This is a genomic window from Wolbachia endosymbiont (group B) of Ennomos erosarius (assembly GCF_964026905.1).
Classification (GTDB): domain Bacteria; phylum Pseudomonadota; class Alphaproteobacteria; order Rickettsiales; family Anaplasmataceae; genus Wolbachia.
In genome coordinates this window covers 364,887-384,111 of record NZ_OZ034708.1, presented here as the reverse complement: position 1 = coordinate 384,111, position 19,225 = coordinate 364,887, and the positions used below count along the sequence as shown (strand labels likewise).

Below are 19,225 nucleotides of genomic sequence, written 5' to 3'. Positions count from 1 at the left end.
TAGTTCTAAAAACGCGAATTCTGGATTAAAGGAGAATAGAAAAGGCAAGAAAACAGGGTAAACTCAGCAGTTATAAAAAAACAGATGAGGTTAACCATGGAAGATATAACAAACTGTTTTGTTTGGTCGATGATTTTTGCAGAGATATAGAGAAAAATTTTGCAGGTAAACTACTGCCAAATGGTAAAAAACCCACAAGAACAACGGAAATTGAGCACTCCGAAATCATGACAATAATCCTGCTATATCAACAATCTCCGTGTAAAAATTTCAAAACTTTCTATCTACATTACCTAACGTTGCTCTACAAATCAGAGTTTCCAAAGTTGCCTTCATATACCAGGTTTGTTGCTCTAAAGCCTAGGGTTTTGTGGCATTTAGCAATGTTGTTGCATTGGCTTTGTGGACAGTCAGAAAACACTGGAATTTCATATATAGACACAACTCCCATTGCAGTTTGTCATGCAAAAAGAATATCCAAAAACAAAGTTTTTGCTGGAATTGCAAAATTAAGCAAGAGTACTTACGGCTGGTTTTTTGGTTTCAAATTACATATGGTAATCAATGAAAATGGTGAAATTCATTCACTTACGCTAACAAAAGGCAATGTTGATGATAGGATACCTGTGCCAAATCTGACGGAAAAATTAACCGGCCTTTTGTTTGGTGACAAAGGTTATATTGCAAAAGAGCTTTTTCAGAAGCTGTTTGACCGAGGTTTGAAACTTGTTACCAAGGTGAAAAAAGGTATGAAAAATGCATTGATTTCGCTAAATGAGAAGATTTTACTGAGAAAAAGGCTATCATTGAGACTGTTTTTGGTTACCTAAAAAATAGACTAGAAATTGAACACACTCGCCATAGATCCCCTGTTAATTTTTTGGTTCATATCTTTTCTACTCTCATTTCCTATTCCATCAAATCCAAAAAGCCTTCTATTTCCTATACTTTCTTCCTTCCTTAATCCAGAATTCGCGTCAGTACTCCTCTCTTATAATTCACGTGTTTAAGAATGACTTCTGCTAAACCTTTACTAATTCCATGTACGTTTTGAATTTCAACCAGAGAAGCTTTGCTTATATTTTTCACTAAACCAAAATAAGACATCAACGCTTTTTTTCTTTTGTTGCCAATGCCGGGTATTTTGCTTAATTGTGAAACTATAAACTGTTTATCGCGTTTTTTTCTATGTGAAGTTATCGCAAAGCGGTGGGCTTCATTACGCAGCGATTGTAAGTAAAGCATGACTTTGCTGTCATTTGCCAGACTGAATTCTTCCCTGCCCAGCATATAAAATCTTTCATTTCCTGCGTTACGATCAGGACCTTTTGCCATACAAGCAAAAGGAACGTTTATATTCAATACTTCCAGTACATTCTGTACTATGGAAACATGTCCTGGTCCACCATCAATCAGTAAAAAATCAGGTATTATGCCTTTTATATTGCCGGAGAAACGTCTGGTTAGCACTTCCCTCATCATTTTATAGTCATCGCCTGAAAATTTTTCCTTTATAGTAAATTTTCTGTACTCACTTTTTAAAAAACCCTCCTGCCCTGCAACAACCATTACACCAATTTGTTGGTTTCCAAATATATGGCTATTGTCATAAACCTCAATACGCTTTGGAATGTTTGGTAACAAGAAGATTTTGCTAAGCTCTTCAAGCTTTTCTAGGTTATTTCTATAATCGATAAGCTTCTGCTCTAAGCTATGCTGAGAGTTATCATAAACAAATTTCAATAAATCACGCTCTTTTTTATTCTTTGCATGCAGAACTTTTACTGGCTTTTGAGCAACCTTATATAGTGCTTGTTCTATAATTTCCTTATCCACAATAGAATCTGGAACGTAAATTTGTATTGGAGGTATGTTAGCTGAATTATAAAAATTGACCAAAAAGGTGGATAAAATTTCATCATTTGAGTGATCACCACAGTTCTCGGCAAAGTAAGGAGTGCTGCCGTAGTTGTCTTTATTTCTGAACGATAACACACTAATACATGCTAGATCCTCTTCACGTACAATACTGAAGAAATCTGCATCTTTTTCAAAAGAAAAATCCGTGTGCTGTATTTGAATTTGCTCAAGAAACTTTACCCGATCTCTATATATAGCAGCAAGCTCATAGTTTTCTTCACTGCTGCACTTTCTCATTGTGAAAAGTAACTGTTCTTTCACTTCCTTATTTCTTCCAAGCAATGTATTTCGTGCCTGTTTTACTGATTGGCAGTAGTCGTCTTTTGTGATTTTGTTTATGCATGGTGCTGAGCAGCGCTTAATTTGATACTCAATACATGGTCTTTTTGTTGATGAAAAGTATTGATCTGAACATACTCTCAAGAGAAAAACTCTTTGCAATGATAATATAGTTTGCTTAACAGCAGCGACAGATGTAAAGGGACCATAATAATGAAACTCATTCTTCTTAAATTTGCCTCTATATTTCGCTATTCTTGGATAATCGTGCTTGGAAATTGTTATATAAGGATAATATTTTCCATCCTTAAGCACAATATTATAAGGTGGCTTCAACGATTTTATTAACTGTGCTTCAAGAAGCAGTGCTTCGATTTCATTCTCAGTGATGAATATTTCAACCTTAATAACCTGTGAGAGCATAACTCTAATTCGTTCAGAAAGGTTTTCGAATTGAAGGTAGTCGGATAACCTCGACTTCAAGTTTTTTGCTTTACCAATGTATAAAATCTTATTCTTATCTCCAACCATCTTATACACGCCACAGGACTGTGGAGATGATTTGATTTGTTCTTTATATTGCCTGAGCATTTATCCATTGCTTAACCTGTATGAGGTTAAAATCTGCTACTAAATGAAAGACGGAAACTACATTTTCAAGCAAAGATAATCTGTTTCTTCTCAGCTTATCAGAATCACAGTTAATCTTTACACTGTCCATAAACTGATTGATAAACGGAGCAAAACCAGCAAGTTCATCAAGCGCTGCATTAAAGTGGTTATTTTTTATTGCTTGTTTTATGTTTTTACAAGCAGTTATAGCACAATTTGATAGCGCAATTTCTTCATTTTCAATCAAAAATCTCTTACCGTAAGATGCACTATAAGTAGTGCCATCACTTTTCCTTACTTTGCTCATCATGTTACTGACTCTTTTGTAAGTGCTTAGAATCTGTTCACCCTCTGGCGTACTAAGATAACGATCCAATATAACAGTTTGCTTTTCTGCTGTCAGCAGATCATTAATATCGATTTTATATAGTATTGAATCTACGACATCTTGCCTTATATCTCTATTTTTTAAAATAACCTTGAATCTTTCTAAGCAGAATCTAAATACTAGTTCTGAAATTTGTTTTCTATTTGGCTTATCAACTGACGTTGTATTTTTATTAAATAGAAGCCTTGAATATAAAGATACTGACTTGTCTATCATTAGCCTAATTGGAATATGCAAATTATTTTCAAGTATTGTCCTAATTATACCAATTGTCATTCTCCGCAAACCAAACTGATCATACGAACCAGAGATTTTCTCACCTGCTGCAATTAAACCAACTAAGCTATCCACTTTGTCTGCAATTGACACAGCAATTGCTGAAGGGGATTTAGGACATTCCTGCTCTGGCCCGATTGGCTTATAGTGTTCAGTTATAGCTTCCACTATTTCTTTATCTTCGTGAAAATAAGAAGCATAATATCCACCCATTACTCCTTGTAATTCTGGAAACTCTCTTACTATCGATGTTGCCAAATCAGCTTTTGCCAAATATGCAGCACGTTCAACTTTTATCAGCGAAGCATGTGGAATAAATATAGCTATATACTTTGACAGAGCCGTAATACGCTTTACCTTTTCCCCCACGCTGCCAAGTGAAGCATGGAATAATATCGAACCTAATTTTTTGACATAATAATCTAGATTTTCCTTTTTATCTTGAGATATTAAAAATTGGGCATCAGCAAGACGTGCTTCTAATATTCTTTCGTGTCCTTTAACAACTTCACCATTGTTGACGTTGACAACAGTGACAAAGTGTGAAATTCTCTTTCCATTACTTAAAGCAAGGTATTTTTGCTGCGTATTAATTATACTAAGAATTACTTCCTTCGGTAATCCAAATGACTTTTCTTGATTCACTTCACCAAACAGTACGATTGGCCACTCTATAAGCCCTGTCAATTCATTTAGTAAATAATCATTTTTCTCAAGTTGTAAATTCTGCTCTTTTGTGAATTTATTAATCTGATCTAGTATAAATTGCTTTCTTTTGTCCATTTGGAGAATTACACTGTTTTTTTCTAGCAATTCAAAATAGTCTTTAGGTGCTTTAACAGTTAACGCTGTACCACTTGAGAGAAATCGATGGCCATATGTTGTGTTAGATGCTGTGATCCCTGCAAAAGACACAGGTATTATTTCATCATTTAAAATGCATAAAATGTTTTTAATTGGCCTAACCCACCTTTCTTTTCCTTCGCCCCATCTCATACTTTTTGGCCAAGAGAAATTTTTTAATATTTCTCCTAGTTGATTTTTAAGAAACTCTTGAATGTTAAATGAGCAGCTTTCTCTTTTAATGAAGTAAAAATCCTCATTATTTACTTTTCGAACGAGCAAATCTTCTTCATTTTTCTGATATTTTCTTAAAAAACCTTCGATAGCACTTTTTGGTGCGTTAATGTTTGGTCCCTTAACTTCGTTATTGGAATCCTTTAGCTCCAAAGCATTTATGTTGTCGACAAATAGGGTAATGCGACGTGCCGTTACAAAAACCTCTATAGATGCAAATCTTAAATTGTTTTTATTAAAAGCACTGGTAATATAACTCTTAACTTGAACTGCAGCTGAATTCTGCATTCTCGGTGGTATTTCTTCTGAAAGGCACTCAAATAATAACTGCAACGACATACGCTATTTACTCATGTACAATTCACAACATTTTTTTGTCAGCTCTCTAACTCTACCAATATGCGCTGTACGTTCATTTACACCAAGCACACCTCTTGCATCAAGCAGATTAAGTAGGTGACTAGTTTTAATACATTGGTCATAAGCTGCCACTGGTAGCTCCTTTTCAATAAGGAACTTACACAATTTTTCCGTATCTTCGAATTGCTGCTGTACCACTTTAGTATCATAATAATCTAACGCTAGATAAGAAAATTCATATTCTCTTTGTTTAAAAATATCTCCGTAAGTTACACCATTATCGTTCCAAATTATATCGTAAACATTATCTACACCTTGTATGCACATTGCTAAACGTTCCAACCCATATGCCACCTCACCAGGAATCATCTTGCAGTCAATCCCTCCAACTTGCTGTATATAAGTAAGCTGTGTTACTTCCATTCCATTGCATGTAACTTCCCATCCAAGTCCTGATGCACCAACACTTGGATTTTCCCAATCATCTTCAACAAACTTAATATCATATTTTTCTGTAGATATGCCAAGAGCTTTTAAGCTATCTAAATAGACGTCTTGTAAATTATTACCAGACGGTTTTATTATAACTTGGTATTGATGATGTTGATACAAGCGATTAGGGTTATCGCCATAGCGACCATCTCCTGGCCTAATTACTGGTTGTAGATATGCAATTTTTGTCGGTTTTGTATCAATTGCAGACATAATTGTTGCAGGATGTAATGTGCCAGCACCAACTTCAGATGTGTATGAGTGAAGTATAACACATCCTTCACTAGCCCAAAAATCTTGTAACTCTTTTATTATACTTTGTAAGTTCACACAAATTGCACACTTTTTATACTAAATATATAAATAAATAAGTACTATTCAATATTTATTTTTTTTGCAGCACTATGTAAATAATCACCTAAAACTGCTGAACTTTCCCTCACATACTGAATTATGCTTTTATTTAGGACAATTGCATCATGCATAGTTAAATCGCAGAATATAAATGCTGTTAAATACAGTAAAATCACCGCATAAAATGTGTGAAAAATCCCCTCAAATGTAATTGACATTGCATTATTATAGCTGAGCTGTATTGAACTTATTGGCCATGGTTTTATCACTTCTACGACATTAAAAAATACGTAAGGTATCATAAGAAAAAAGAAAAAGTGCATAAAATCATTAAACCAAAATGGGCATTGAAACATCTGCTTACATATACTCCCATAGAGTTTACTTACAGCATAATAAATTGACATTATTGCTGGCATTGAAAGTGCTACAGTCAGTACTTGCCCTGACGCTATTTGTATTACTATGTCTTCACCACTGTTTGCTGAAGGGTCCTGAGCATGAAAAATAAATATTCCAATTAATTGCATTACTAACATAACTATTGCCAATTTTGTAAAAATAGCAGCTACAACTATTCCTGAATTTGGCATTTTATATAGTAAATATTCGCCTCCATATGTAAAAATCAATATAACATCGACAATAAATAATATTAAAAAAGAAGACCAATAGTTCTGCCAACCTGGTAAATATCCTATTCCCAAAAAAGAGCTTACTGTTTTGGCAGGAAAAACCTTGCCCAGCATCTTTCCCAAAAATTCAAAAAAAATCCCCATGCCCTAAGTAACACTTGGTTTATATTATTTATAATACTGTATTGTAACGGACTTATCAATAACTTAAAACATGTATTGGAAAATTTTAAGTAATATGCAGCAACAGTAGAAGAACATGCGCCAAAAATTTAGTAATTTTATAACGCGAATTCTGGATTAAAGGAGAATAGAAAAGGCAAGAAAACAGGGTAAACTCAGCAGTTATAAAAAAACAGATGAGGTTAACCATGGAAGATATAACAAACTGTTTTGTTTGGTCGATGATTTTTGCAGAGATATAGAGAAAAATTTTGCAGGTAAACTACTGCCAAATGGTAAAAAACCCACAAGAACAACGGAAATTGAGCACTCCGAAATCATGACAATAATCCTGCTATATCAACAATCTCCGTGTAAAAATTTCAAAACTTTCTATCTACATTACCTAACGTTGCTCTACAAATCAGAGTTTCCAAAGTTGCCTTCATATACCAGGTTTGTTGCTCTAAAGCCTAGGGTTTTGTGGCATTTAGCAATGTTGTTGCATTGGCTTTGTGGACAGTCAGAAAACACTGGAATTTCATATATAGACACAACTCCCATTGCAGTTTGTCATGCAAAAAGAATATCCAAAAACAAAGTTTTTGCTGGAATTGCAAAATTAAGCAAGAGTACTTACGGCTGGTTTTTTGGTTTCAAATTACATATGGTAATCAATGAAAATGGTGAAATTCATTCACTTACGCTAACAAAAGGCAATGTTGATGATAGGATACCTGTGCCAAATCTGACGGAAAAATTAACCGGCCTTTTGTTTGGTGACAAAGGTTATATTGCAAAAGAGCTTTTTCAGAAGCTGTTTGACCGAGGTTTGAAACTTGTTACCAAGGTGAAAAAAGGTATGAAAAATGCATTGATTTCGCTAAATGAGAAGATTTTACTGAGAAAAAGGTCTATCATTGAGACTGTTTTTGGTTACCTAAAAAATAGACTAGAAATTGAACACACTCGCTATAGATCCCCTGTTAATTTTTTGGTTCATATCTTTTCTACTCTCATTTCCTATTCCATCAAATCCAAAAAGCCTTCTATTTCCTATACTTTCTTCCTTCCTTAATCCAGAATTCGCGTTGCTACGGTCAGTTATCTCTGCTGTTGTTATATAAATTGCATGCTTGCGTATCTACTGCAATACGGCCCTGAAATCTTCTTGCCTGCATCATAGCTTCAGCAGTATCTGCATTTTTTACACTCTGTGCATCAATTATGCAGAAGCTTTTCCGACCATTGTTTTGTCGCAACTATTTTTTTTTAATACCAGCTCCAGAACACTTTCTTTATTTGCATCTGGTTTTTCACTCCACTTCTTAAAATAGTCGTAACAATTGCGCCATTTTGGAAACTCTTTTGGTACCATTCTCCACTGGCAACCACTTTTTAACACGTATAACACTCCACAAAATACATCATATAAATCAAGTGTTCTTGGTTTTATCTTCTTTCTGCAAGATTCCAGATCTGCTACAATAATCTCAAACTTTTCTCGACTTATGTCACTTGGTTATAAACTTCGCATATCCTACTTTATATACTTTATCCTCTCACTTTATCTCTTTTTTGAGATTACGTACAGGCTCTAAGATACAAAGACGTTTTCAGAAATCTTTAAGCTCAATAACATCCTCTCTCTTTGGACTAGTTGAGATTAGATGAATTGGTACACCTATTAATTTTTCTAACCTGTCTATATATTTTATTAAATTAATAGGCAATGCTTCAATCGACCTTTTACCTTGAGTATTTTCTTTCCAGCCAGGAAACTCTTCATATATTGGCTCTAATTCCTCCTGTATTGAATGCGATGCGGGTAAATAATCATACATTTTCCCACTATACTTGTAACCAGTGCATATTTTAATTGTATCAAAAGAATCAAGCACATCTAATTTGGTTAATACAATGCTTGAAACTCCAGAAAGTTGCACAGCCTGGCGCACTAAAACTGCGTCAAACCATCCGCAGCGCCTTCTTCTATTGCTCACTGTTCCAAGCTCCTTGCCTATAGTAAATAAGCTATCCCCCACTTCATTCTTTTGCTCAGTAGGAAATGGGCCATTGCCTACTCTGGTTGTATAAGCTTTCGCCACACCAATAATGTTAGCATTCGAGAATAACCCTGAGCCTGTTATTGCTTGCGATGCTACAGTATTACTTGAAGTAACAAAAGGGTAAGTTCCGTGGTCGATATCTAAAAATGCGCCTTGGGCACCTTCAAATATTATTTTCTTACCTTCTTTCATCAAGTCATTTAATATCTTCCATACAGGTTTTTTATATGGAAGAATTTTTTCTGAAATCTCTTGAATTTCCTTTAATATTTCTTCTTTTTTAACCACCTGGTAGTTAAGGCCTTTTCTGATAGCATTGTGGTAATTCAGAAGAGTATCCACTCTTTTGTTGAGCTCATCTGCGTTTTCTAAGTCACAAAGGCGTATAGCTTTCCTGCCAACTTTATCTTCATAACATGGCCCTATCCCTTTGTTTGTTGTACCAATTTTGTGATTTCCGTTTAAATCTTCAAATAGCTTTTCCTTGTCCTTATGTACGCTAAGTATTAATGGACAGCTCTCGGATACCATCAAGTTGTTATAGTTTATTTCCACTCCTTTAACTTTCAATGACTCTATTTCTGAGACTAGAGCATGCGAATCAAGAGCAACACCGTTTCCTATAATAGATATTTTGCCCGTTCTCAAAACAGCAGAGGGCAGTAAATTTAATTTATAAACCTCATCATCTATTACTATAGTGTGCCCTGCATTATTTCCTCCCTGAAATCTCACAACTACATCTGCATTCTCAGAAAGATAATCTACTATTTTACCCTTGCCTTCGTCACCCCATTGCAGACCAATAATTACAATGTTATTCATCATTATTTTCTAAATTAATACATAAATATTAATACAGTACGCTACAAATGAAAAGAGAAATCTACGCCTTTCCTACACCTCTTAAATAAAGAAATATACTGTCGATTTTCTTAATATATTACCAAATTATTCATCATTATATGATATAACTTACAGCATATTTACAGTAAGGTGTTATTTATGAAAGAGACAAAAGGAAAAAATAATAAGAGTCCAGTAGTTAAATTAAAGGCCACAGCTAAAGAGTTCAATTTTAGTAAATTAAGAGCAGATCAAGATAATAAATTAGCGAATTCCGGTGAAACAATGTTCTTAGATTTTCAAAGGATGAATTTTATTATTAACGGAAAAGAAATAGATAAAAATCTTATTATTGCATTTAAGGAAGGAGCTAAGCACCGCAGAAGCGAACTTTTTAATAGTGATGATATATATAATGACGAAATATTTAACAAAAAAGGAACAAGAGAAATAGATACGGATCATGGCAAAGCATTTGTTGCTTCAGTACTTGAAGATATTGAGAAAGAGCTTGCAAGTGATGCATTGGGTGAGCTGTGGAAGGATCACTGCGAGAATCCCAAAACTGCTGATTATCAAAAAACTGATTCATATAAGAAAGAATTTGAAGAATTTTACAATGCTGGCCACGGGTATATCCATTTATTACCTACAGAGAGAGATGAAAACAAGGATTACCGTTCCTTTGCAAAAGAAGTTTTCAAGAAAATGTTTAGATACGCTGGAGCAGAAGTTCCAAGTAATGCTATTTTAGAAGAGCTAGTCACCAATTGTAATCAAGCAGGGTATGGGGCTGGTATATTTAATGAATCTCATGCCGCACTCAGTAGTTGTAATTTAACTCCACACAGTCCTAAAAAAGCGCTAAACATTTACTGCACTGACCACAACCGCATAAAAGTGACGTCTGATATGGCAATGCCTATAACCACGATTGACAATCCGGAAGAGAAAATATGTGACCTATCCAGCTCATTAGAATTCACACTTGAATCTCAAGATGGTAAAAATAGTATAACATATAAAGAAGGTAAATTATCACTTACTATTCCTAAAGAGTTAAAAAATTATAAAGATAATGGCAAGAGCTTGTTTGACATTATTAAAGAATATTTTCAGAAATTCTGTGCAAAATTAGGATTTAAACCTGAGACAAAAATACAAATAGAGTATAGCTTAGGTACTCAAAGTAACTATTTAGATGGTACAATATCTACTACAGGATCAGATGCAAATGAAGAATTTATCGATCTTTTAGAGAAAAGTCTCAAAGATGGGTTGTCGAAACTAGATGATAATCAAGAAGATATTGATGCTTATGTTGAAGGTAAAGTGCCTACTGTTATTGAGTTATTAAGTAATTATGCTAAACTTGAAGATAATAAAGAAAACAGAGAGTTATTAACAAGTGAAGTAGCAGATAATTTAGGGCTTTCCACTCAAGATAAAACAGCATCAGAAGCATTGATGGAATTAAACTCTTTACCTTCTTTGATAAAAGGTCAGGTTAATCATAATCAAGTGCAGTTTGTTGTAAATATTTTTACCAATTTAATCATTGAAGGAAAAAGAGAAGTATACGAAAAAAAAGGTGCGATTAATGCAATTGATGCAATTCATAAGGAGATAGATAAGGCAATTGTTGAACAAGAAAAAAAAGCAACTAATAAACAAGATATAGAAAATGATAAATGGACAGATAGAATAACAAAACAGAGATTATCTGTGGAATCACATGAACATTTACTTTAAAGATACTGGTAACGCGAATTCTGGATTAAAGGAGAATAGAAAAGGCAAGAAAACAGGGTAAACTCAGCAGTTATAAAAAAACAGATGAGGTTAACCATGGAAGATATAACAAACTGTTTTGTTTGGTCGATGATTTTTGCAGAGATATAGAGAAAAATTTTGCAGGTAAACTACTGCCAAATGGTAAAAAACCCACAAGAACAACGGAAATTGAGCACTCCGAAATCATGACAATAATCCTGCTATATCAACAATCTCCGTGTAAAAATTTCAAAACTTTCTATCTACATTACCTAACGTTGCTCTACAAATCAGAGTTTCCAAAGTTGCCTTCATATACCAGGTTTGTTGCTCTAAAGCCTAGGGTTTTGTGGCATTTAGCAATGTTGTTGCATTGGCTTTGTGGACAGTCAGAAAACACTGGAATTTCATATATAGACACAACTCCCATTGCAGTTTGTCATGCAAAAAGAATATCCAAAACAAAGTTTTTGCTGGAATTGCAAAATTAAGCAAGAGTACTTACGGCTGGTTTTTTGGTTTCAAATTACATATGGTAATCAATGAAAATGGTGAAATTCATTCACTTACGCTAACAAAAGGCAATGTTGATGATAGGATACCTGTGCCAAATCTGACGGAAAAATTAACCGGCCTTTTGTTTGGTGACAAAGGTTATATTGCAAAAGAGCTTTTTCAGAAGCTGTTTGACCGAGGTTTGAAACTTGTTACCAAGGTGAAAAAAGGTATGAAAAATGCATTGATTTCGCTAAATGAGAAGATTTTACTGAGAAAAAGGTCTATCATTGAGACTGTTTTTGGTTACCTAAAAAATAGACTAGAAATTGAACACACTCGCCATAGATCCCCTGTTAATTTTTTGGTTCATATCTTTTCTACTCTCATTTCCTATTCCATCAAATCCAAAAAGCCTTCTATTTCCTATACTTTCTTCCTTCCTTAATCCAGAATTCGCGTCAAAAATTTAGTAATTTTATAGGGCTTGTGCACTTAAATTTTTTGCAATATCAAGTGCAGCGTAAGTGAATATTGCATTTGCACCCGCACGTTTGAAACCAATCAAAGACTCATAAATCACCTTGTCATAATCTAGCCAGCCATTATTTGCAGCAGCTTTTATCATTGCGTACTCACCGCTTACTTGGTAAGCAAAAATCGGAAAATTAAACTTATCACTTGCTGTTTTGATAATATCTAAATATGGCATACCTGGTTTAATCATAATAAAATCTGCACCTTCATTTATATCCATTTCAATTTCGCACATTGCTTCGCGCGCATTTTTATAATCCATTTGATAACCACTTTTGTCTATAGAATGTGATAGCCCACATGAACCAACGACTTGCCTGAATGGAGCATAGAAGCTAGAGCAGTATTTCACCGCATAAGATAATATTAATACGTCTTGTAAGTTGTTATCATCTAATGATTTTCTGATTCTTCCTATTCTACCATCCATCATGTCAGAAGGAGCAACTATATCACATCCTGCCTTCGCTAAAGCAAGTACTTGCTTACACAGTACTGATATAGTTTCATCGTTTTCTACATCCACCTGATTATCTTTTAAAATGCCGTCATGGCCATGAATAGTGTATGGATCCAGTGCAACATCTGCAATAACACCAATTTCCGGTACCTTTAATTTTACAGCACAAATTGCTTTGCAGATTAAATTGTCAGAATTATACGCTTCCTCAGCGTTTTCAGATTTTAGTTTACTACCAACTACAGGAAAAATTGCAACAGCATTAATTCCTAAATCTTTAGCTTCCTTAACTATGGACACTAATCCATCTATTGAATAACACTTTACGCCTGGTAAGCCAGAAATTGGTTCAGTTGTTTCTTCTCTGTTATGAACAAACAGAGGAAGAACCAGATCATTTACTGATAAACTATTTTCACTTGTTAAATTGCGAACCCATTTGCTCGAGCGCCTGCGCCTTAACCGTGTGTTTGGAAAATTAAACATTGGATCCAGGCAAATTCCCAGTAAAGAGCAACACCCCTGAAATGAGTATCACCCAAAGCACCGATATTGGTAAAAACACTTTCCAACCAAGGCGCATTAGCTGATCATATCGGTAACGAGGTATTGTTGCTCTAATCCAAATAAATATAAACAAAAGTATAACTATTTTCAAAATGAACCAAATTAAACCTGGAATTTTATAAAGCAAACCAAGTTCTAATGGAGGATACCACCCTCCTAGAAAGAATATCGTCATCATAGCACTTGCTAGAATCATATTTGCATATTCTCCAAGAAAAAAGAGGGCAAAAGGCATGGATGAATATTCAACGTTATATCCAGAGACAAGCTCTGCTTCAGCTTCTGGTAAATCAAATGGGTGACGATTAGTTTCTGCAAGCAAAGAAATAAAAAATATTATTCCTATAGGCATTAGTAGTAAATCAACCCAAAATGGCATATTATGTTTTGCCACTACCATTTCTCCAAGATTTAATGTTCCAGTGGTAATAACGACTGTAGCAACTATTAAGCCTATTGAAACTTCATATGAAATCATCTGAGCAGCCGACCGTATAGCGCCAAGAAATGCATAATTAGAATTGCTTGACCAGCCTGCAATAATTACGCCGTATACTCCCAGCGACGATATAGCTAGCACATAAAGCACTCCAACATTAATATTTGCTATAACCTTAGGAATAACTACTTGCTGGCCATTTTCTACAATTACTTCAGCACCAAACGGTATAACTGCCCAGGCAATTAATGCCAAAATAAAGGTAAGCATTGGAGCCATAATGAACAGTATAGTGCTCGCTCTAAATGGTATTATCGGCTCTTTAATTATCAATTTGATAGCATCTGCGAACGGCTGCAATAACCCAAATGGCCCGACTACACTTGGGCCGTGCCTTAGTTGAATTGCAGCAATAACCTTACGCTCAAAGTATACCAAGTATGCAACTGAAAGTAGTAGCGGTACTAAAACAAATAAAATATTAACTAGCGTGTTCATAAAAAGCCTTAGTACAATCCGCCATTATTTTTGAAGCGCGACTTATTGAATCCGTCATATAAAAATTACACTCCTTTAAAGTAAAAGGTGTATTACTTAAGCTTATTTCACCGCTGCTGATTGGAATCCATTTATTTTTTATCACTTGATCAGCATTTCTAAACTGTGGACCGATAGTATCTAATTTTTTTCTCACGTCAAATAAACTATCATATGGTAAGGAGAGATCCAAATATTGCGAGAGATTTTTAATAATTAACCAATCCTCCTTTGCTTCACCTGGAGGAAATACAGCTAAATTTGTTCTTTGCGCTCGACCTTCAGTGTTTACATAAGTTGCATATTTTTCTGTATATGCAGCACCAGGCAAGATAACATCTGCTACATGTGCACTTTTATCACCATGATGACCTTGATAAATTACAAATGTATTTTCTAATTTTGATGTATCAATTTCATCTGCACCAAGAAGATAAACCACTTCTATTTCACCACTTTCTGCATGTTCCAATATTTGATTAATATCCCTTTCGCCTTTTTTAGAAGCAAACCCAATATCTAGCCCACCAACTCTTGCTGCAGCTTTATGCAGCACATTAAAGCCATTCCAGTCGTCTCTGACCATGTTAAATTTTTCTGCAATTTTGCCAGCTAGAACTAGAACTGATTCAGAATCGTCTCTTATCAACGCATCTTGACCGATAATCAGCATAGGGTTTTGAGCAGCTACCAGCAGCTCACAGAACTTATGATTTCCATTTGCTATTTCACTCAAAATATCAGGATTATCGCCCAATTTCTCAACATGATATAAATATTCAATGTTAGGACCAACACTTGCAACAGGAAAGTTGCCCTGTAAATATCTCTTTCTCAATCTTACGTTAATGATCGGTGCTTCTATCCTTGGATCTGTATTTATAAGCAGACATAAATCTGCATTTTCTATACCTTCAATAGTGGTATTGAACACATATGACCCACGATTACTTGGTATAAGCTTTGCACCATCTTGCCTGCAGTCTATATTTCCCGAGCCGAGCTTCTGCATCACTTCTTTGAGTAGAAGCATAGACTCACAATCTGCTAAATCACCTGCAATTGCAGCTATTTTATTTGATTTTGTATTCTTTAATTTTTTTGCAGCAATAGTCAATGCTTCATTCCAATCAACTGGGGCTAATTTACCATCTTTTTTTACATAAGGTCGATCAAGACGCTGAACTTTTAGTCCATCATAGGCAAAGCGGGTTTTATCTGATATCCATTCTTCATTTACCTCTTCGCTCAGTCTTGGTAATATTCGCATAACTTCCAGGCCACGATAATCAACTCTAATGCTACTTCCCACAGCATCTAGCACATCTATAGTCTCACAATGTGATAGCTCCCATGGACGCGCTGTAAAGGAGTAAGGCTTTGAAGTTAAAGCCCCTACCGGGCAGAGATCTATGATATTTCCAGATAATTCAGAACTAATATGCCTTTTTATGTAAGTGCTAATCTCTATATTTTCTCCCCTTCCGATTCCTCCAAGTTCATTTGTACCTGCAACATCAGACAAAAATCTAACACACCGAGTGCAATGAATGCATCGATTCATCGCAGTCTCAATCAGTGGTCCGAAGTGTTTTTTTGGCACAGCCCTCTTATGCTCATCAAGTCTGCTGTTTCCTTTCCCATAAGCCATCGTGATATCTTGCAAATCGCATTCACCACCTTGATCGCAAATTGGGCAATCAAGCGGGTGGTTAATTAGCAAAAACTCAAGCACACCTTCACGTGCTTTTTTAACCTTAGGGGTATCAGTGTGAATAACCATCCCTTCTGCAACTGGCATTGCACAAGAGGCTACTGGTTTTGGAGGTCCACCCTCCACTTCAACCAAACACATTCTGCAGTTACCAGCAATTGCTAAACGCTCATGATAACAAAAACGTGGAATTTCAACGCCCACAATTTCACAAGCTTGAATTATAGTGAGCCCATGCTCTACTTCACATTCCTTAGAATTAATAGTAACTTTAACCACAACTATTGTACAGCTTCCCACTTTATAGGATTGCCGCTTACCTCATCTTCAACCATATTGCCGTTGTCATATTGAGCAGACATATAATTCATGCGCGAGTCACGATCTATATATCTAACAGGTTTTACCGGTTTATCTTTATACATTTTTTGCTCGGCTTTCTTACGCTGAGTAGGGTTATTTTTACTAGCTGTCTTTGCTTTCCCACCTACTGCCATATAAACTCCTAAAAACTTTTCATTCTATTTTAACACTTAAGTATATAGCGTCAATATTTAATAACTTTAAAATTTCAATAGATCTCTTATTATAATCATTGTTTAAATAAAAAGTTACTCCTTGATATCATTCCAGTGCTTGACCAGAAAAAAAGAAATATGTATCAGCTACTTTCATTTGCTGCGCCTCGAAAATAAATGTTCATGTAGCTGTGAGTCAAGCCATAAATCCAGTATAAAGACCTTTAATCATTGGCTTCATAGTACTTTTCAACCAACTTATTAAGTAACCTTACACCAAAACCTACTGCTCCTCTTGGACAAATGTCAGTACCTTTTTCGTGCCAAGCAGTGCCTGCGATATCTAAATGTGCCCAGCAAGTTTCATTCACAAAACGCTGTAAAAACTGTGCAGCCATTATGCTATCTCCACCAGAGCCTGCAGGAGCGATGTTTTGAACATCAGCAATCGGTGAATCAATAATTTTGTCATAAGTTTCATTCATAGGAAAACGCCATAACTTCTCACTTACTTCATTTCCTGCATCAATCAGACGGTTTGCTAATTCATCATTATTTGAAAAAAGACCAGCATATTCGTTATTTCCAAGTGCAACCACTATAGCACCAGTTAAAGTTGCAAGATCAATCATAAATTTTGGTGAGAATCTGTCTTGCGTATACCATAAAGCATCTGCAAGTATGAGCCTTCCTTCTGCATCGGTGTTCAACACTTCTATTGTCTGTCCAGACATTGAAGTTACTACATCACTCGGTCTTTGAGCATTACCACCCACTGCATTTTCTGCAAGTGCGACCACGCCGATTGCATTTACTTTTGCTTTTCGTCCTGCTAAAGCATGCATCACCCCAACCACAGTAGCAGAGCCTGCCATGTCATATTTCATTGACTCCATACCACGTGAAGGTTTGAGTGATACTCCACCAGTGTCAAACGTTATACCTTTACCAACAAAAGCTATTGGCTTTTGTTCTTTAGCAGCCCCATTCCATTTTATCACTACTAATTTTGGTTCTTTACTACTTCCTTGTGCGACTCCAAGCAAGGCTCCCATTTTTTTCTCTTCCATCTGCTTTTTATCAAGCACTTCGATTTCAAGGCCAAGCTTAGTAAGTTCTTTTTTTATATGATCAGCATAGGATTCTGGATATAGAATGTTAGGAGGCTCTGTTATAAAAGAGCGCGCAAGGAATATACTCTCACCTTCTTGCCTTAAGTGCTCAAATGATCTTTCAGCATTACTTAATTGCTTATCTTTTACTAATACGGTAATTTCCTTTACCTCTGTAATTTTCTCATCCTTTTTAGTTTTATACTTATCAAACTTAAAACTACGCAGAAACGCACCATATGCAACATTTGCTGCACTACCTTCGATTAAAATCGCTGCTTTCTTAATTTTTAATCTGCTTAGCTCACAATATATTTTACCACCAATATTTAATTCTTTATTTTCATTCCATTCATCCTTCTTACCAAGTCCAACAACTATGACATTTTTTTCTTCTGGCAAAGTAGTAGAGAAAAATTCACCAAAACTTCCATTGAAATCGCTAAATTGCTTTATATTATCTATGATCTGTTTTCTTTGCAAAACTCCGCCATCATTTACGGTTTCGTTGTCCTCAAATAAACCCGTTACTATTGTTTTAAAATCGGGCGAAATTTTAGAAATTGTTATTTTCATTGCTGGCATCTCCGTTGCAAATAATTGTAAACTGTACATAAAACATAGCAAAAACATCAGTAAGATATTTTTCATATACATCCTAAGTACAATAACACTTAAGTTTACTATGGACTACCTTATATGCAAGGGTTTTTATCTTTTATTAGAGAACTTATTATATCCGCCCAAGGTAATGTTAAACGTATAGGTTTTTATGACCTGATCACTGTAAGTAAATGGTGTTATGAGAAGGCTTGCAAGCCCATTACTAACAAAATCTCCAAGAACAGGATCAGCACAATTATCGCAATTATGGTCAGCAAAAAACATTTGCGTTGTGAATTCTGGAAAATCTGGATGTTGAACTAGAAAGTTGATATGTGGAGCTCTATCACCAATTTTGCCAGGTGCTATCGTAATAAAATTATAATAGCCAAGGTTATTCACTACAAACCTTCCTGATCCAGCAAAATTCGGATCGAGTTGATTATCCTCTATATTCTTATCGTAATGGTCCACGCCGCGTGAATTTGCGTGCCATATAGAAACTACAGCATTTTGTATTGGTAAACAGTTTATATCAGTAATTCTACCCACTATGTGTATTAATTCTCCTGTTGCACTATTTGGAGAACCAGGTTTCCTTCTTAAATTGTTTGAAGAGTTAAAATTTTTTGGCCTTGCATCAAGATCATAAATCTCTGGAGTTTCAATGCAGTTAAGCAAAACAGGATCAGCTGCAAATAGCGGCAAACTGAATACCGTTTGTACTAAAAACGCTAATAAGATATTTTTCACATTCATTTCATTCACAATAGACTTCTTGCATAACCATATAACAAACTTTTATTGGGAATAGAAACAAAAAACTTACTTGACACCCTTCGCCAGTCCCCTTATCATGAGACTGAAGCTATTTATTTATCTTCGCAATCTGTGCAGGTTAATGACAAAAAACTTAGGGTATTTGGCGTCTCATGTTTAATTTTTCGCACTACGTGCATCGCATGTCTTTAAAAATTCTGGGTTTTTACCTATATAAGCC

The 19,225-nt window shown here is 35.2% G+C and carries 14 protein-coding genes and 3 pseudogenes; 4 read left to right on the top strand and 13 right to left on the bottom strand.

Annotated elements, in window-relative coordinates:
• Positions 1-113: 113 nt before the first annotated feature.
• Positions 114-964, top strand: a pseudogene (locus AAGD95_RS01940) (IS982 family transposase).
• On the opposite strand, the gene uvrC reads toward AAGD95_RS01940, so the two are convergent.
• From uvrC to AAGD95_RS01915, 5 genes are all read right to left on the bottom strand, one after another.
• On the bottom strand, positions 961-2,790 hold the full coding sequence (gene uvrC, locus AAGD95_RS01935) for an excinuclease ABC subunit UvrC (protein WP_341818691.1): 1,830 nt from the start codon (positions 2,788-2,790) through the stop codon (positions 961-963). The pseudogene AAGD95_RS01940 and the gene uvrC sit on opposite strands and share 4 nt — an antisense overlap.
• Complete coding sequence (gene glyS / locus AAGD95_RS01930) at positions 2,774-4,891, bottom strand: glycine--tRNA ligase subunit beta (RefSeq protein WP_265035437.1); 2,118 nt, start codon at positions 4,889-4,891, stop codon at positions 2,774-2,776. Before glyS ends, uvrC begins: the two co-directional genes overlap by 17 nt.
• Before the next feature lie 3 nt (positions 4,892-4,894).
• The gene (locus AAGD95_RS01925; protein ID WP_341818690.1) at positions 4,895-5,734 is read right to left on the bottom strand and encodes a glycine--tRNA ligase subunit alpha; all 840 of its coding nucleotides are present in this window, start codon (positions 5,732-5,734) and stop codon (positions 4,895-4,897) included.
• Between the two features lie 44 nt (positions 5,735-5,778).
• On the bottom strand, positions 5,779-6,537 hold the full coding sequence (locus tag AAGD95_RS01920; RefSeq protein WP_265035435.1) for a phosphatidylglycerophosphatase: 759 nt from the start codon (positions 6,535-6,537) through the stop codon (positions 5,779-5,781).
• A gap of 85 nt (positions 6,538-6,622) precedes the next feature.
• Positions 6,623-6,766 carry a hypothetical protein gene (locus AAGD95_RS01915; RefSeq protein WP_341818689.1) on the bottom strand — a complete coding sequence of 48 codons (144 nt, stop codon included), beginning with the start codon at positions 6,764-6,766 and terminating at the stop codon, positions 6,623-6,625.
• Positions 6,767-6,781: 15 nt separating this feature from the next.
• Here AAGD95_RS01915 and AAGD95_RS01910 point away from each other — a divergent pair, with 15 nt between their 5' ends.
• Positions 6,782-7,633, top strand: coding sequence for an IS982 family transposase (locus AAGD95_RS01910; protein WP_410542099.1), 852 nt, complete (start codon positions 6,782-6,784; stop codon positions 7,631-7,633).
• On the opposite strand, the pseudogene AAGD95_RS01905 reads toward AAGD95_RS01910, so the two are convergent.
• Positions 7,625-8,068: pseudogene (locus AAGD95_RS01905) on the bottom strand (transposase); the annotation flags it as partial. The gene AAGD95_RS01910 and the pseudogene AAGD95_RS01905 sit on opposite strands and share 9 nt — an antisense overlap.
• Before the next feature lie 103 nt (positions 8,069-8,171).
• Entirely contained in the window at positions 8,172-9,449 is a 1,278-nt protein-coding gene (locus tag AAGD95_RS01900) for an adenylosuccinate synthase (protein WP_341818687.1), read from the bottom strand.
• Positions 9,450-9,629: 180 nt separating this feature from the next.
• Between AAGD95_RS01900 and AAGD95_RS01895 the strand changes: the two genes are divergently transcribed.
• Together AAGD95_RS01895 and AAGD95_RS01890 are read left to right on the top strand one after the other, a co-directional pair.
• The gene (locus tag AAGD95_RS01895) at positions 9,630-11,222 is read left to right on the top strand and encodes a hypothetical protein (RefSeq protein ID WP_341818686.1); all 1,593 of its coding nucleotides are present in this window, start codon (positions 9,630-9,632) and stop codon (positions 11,220-11,222) included.
• Between the two features lie 113 nt (positions 11,223-11,335).
• Positions 11,336-12,186 (top strand): annotated as a pseudogene (locus tag AAGD95_RS01890) (IS982 family transposase).
• A gap of 30 nt (positions 12,187-12,216) precedes the next feature.
• On the opposite strand, the gene hemB reads toward AAGD95_RS01890, so the two are convergent.
• The 6 genes from hemB to AAGD95_RS01860 all read right to left on the bottom strand — a co-directional run bounded on the left by hemB (position 12,217) and on the right by AAGD95_RS01860 (position 18,984).
• Entirely contained in the window at positions 12,217-13,221 is a 1,005-nt protein-coding gene (gene hemB / locus AAGD95_RS01885) for a porphobilinogen synthase (RefSeq protein ID WP_341818685.1), read from the bottom strand.
• Positions 13,214-14,239 (bottom strand): NADH-quinone oxidoreductase subunit NuoH, encoded by a 1,026-nt coding sequence (gene nuoH / locus AAGD95_RS01880; RefSeq protein ID WP_265025691.1) that lies wholly within the window; start codon positions 14,237-14,239, stop codon positions 13,214-13,216. Before nuoH ends, hemB begins: the two co-directional genes overlap by 8 nt.
• Complete coding sequence (gene nuoG, locus AAGD95_RS01875; RefSeq protein WP_341818684.1) at positions 14,223-16,271, bottom strand: NADH-quinone oxidoreductase subunit NuoG; 2,049 nt, start codon at positions 16,269-16,271, stop codon at positions 14,223-14,225. Before nuoG ends, nuoH begins: the two co-directional genes overlap by 17 nt.
• A 2-nt stretch (positions 16,272-16,273) precedes the next feature.
• Positions 16,274-16,489, bottom strand: coding sequence for a hypothetical protein (locus tag AAGD95_RS01870; protein WP_341818683.1), 216 nt, complete (start codon positions 16,487-16,489; stop codon positions 16,274-16,276).
• Positions 16,490-16,734: 245 nt separating this feature from the next.
• Positions 16,735-18,237, bottom strand: a complete 1,503-nt coding sequence (locus AAGD95_RS01865) for a leucyl aminopeptidase (protein ID WP_341818885.1) — start codon at positions 18,235-18,237, stop codon at positions 16,735-16,737.
• Between the two features lie 96 nt (positions 18,238-18,333).
• Positions 18,334-18,984, bottom strand: a complete 651-nt coding sequence (locus AAGD95_RS01860) for a protocatechuate 3,4-dioxygenase (RefSeq protein ID WP_341818884.1) — start codon at positions 18,982-18,984, stop codon at positions 18,334-18,336.
• Between the last annotated feature and the right edge of the window lie 241 nt (positions 18,985-19,225).

Excerpts from the sequence above, each read along its gene's own strand:
- AAGD95_RS01870 (WP_341818683.1), bottom strand. The coding sequence starts at position 16,489 with ATGGCAGTAGGTGGGAAAGCAAAGACAGCTAGTAAAAATAACCCTACT.
- AAGD95_RS01920 (WP_265035435.1), bottom strand. The coding sequence starts at position 6,537 with ATGGGGATTTTTTTTGAATTTTTGGGAAAGATGCTGGGCAAGGTTTTT.
- glyS (WP_265035437.1), bottom strand. The coding sequence starts at position 4,891 with ATGTCGTTGCAGTTATTATTTGAGTGCCTTTCAGAAGAAATACCACCG.
- AAGD95_RS01900 (WP_341818687.1), bottom strand. The coding sequence starts at position 9,449 with ATGAATAACATTGTAATTATTGGTCTGCAATGGGGTGACGAAGGCAAG.
- AAGD95_RS01895 (WP_341818686.1), top strand. The coding sequence starts at position 9,630 with ATGAAAGAGACAAAAGGAAAAAATAATAAGAGTCCAGTAGTTAAATTA.
- AAGD95_RS01915 (WP_341818689.1), bottom strand. The coding sequence starts at position 6,766 with ATGGTTAACCTCATCTGTTTTTTTATAACTGCTGAGTTTACCCTGTTT.
- AAGD95_RS01865 (WP_341818885.1), bottom strand. The coding sequence starts at position 18,237 with ATGTACAGTTTACAATTATTTGCAACGGAGATGCCAGCAATGAAAATA.
- nuoH (WP_265025691.1), bottom strand. The coding sequence starts at position 14,239 with ATGAACACGCTAGTTAATATTTTATTTGTTTTAGTACCGCTACTACTT.
- uvrC (WP_341818691.1), bottom strand. The coding sequence starts at position 2,790 with ATGCTCAGGCAATATAAAGAACAAATCAAATCATCTCCACAGTCCTGT.
- hemB (WP_341818685.1), bottom strand. The coding sequence starts at position 13,221 with ATGTTTAATTTTCCAAACACACGGTTAAGGCGCAGGCGCTCGAGCAAA.
- AAGD95_RS01860 (WP_341818884.1), bottom strand. The coding sequence starts at position 18,984 with ATGAATGTGAAAAATATCTTATTAGCGTTTTTAGTACAAACGGTATTC.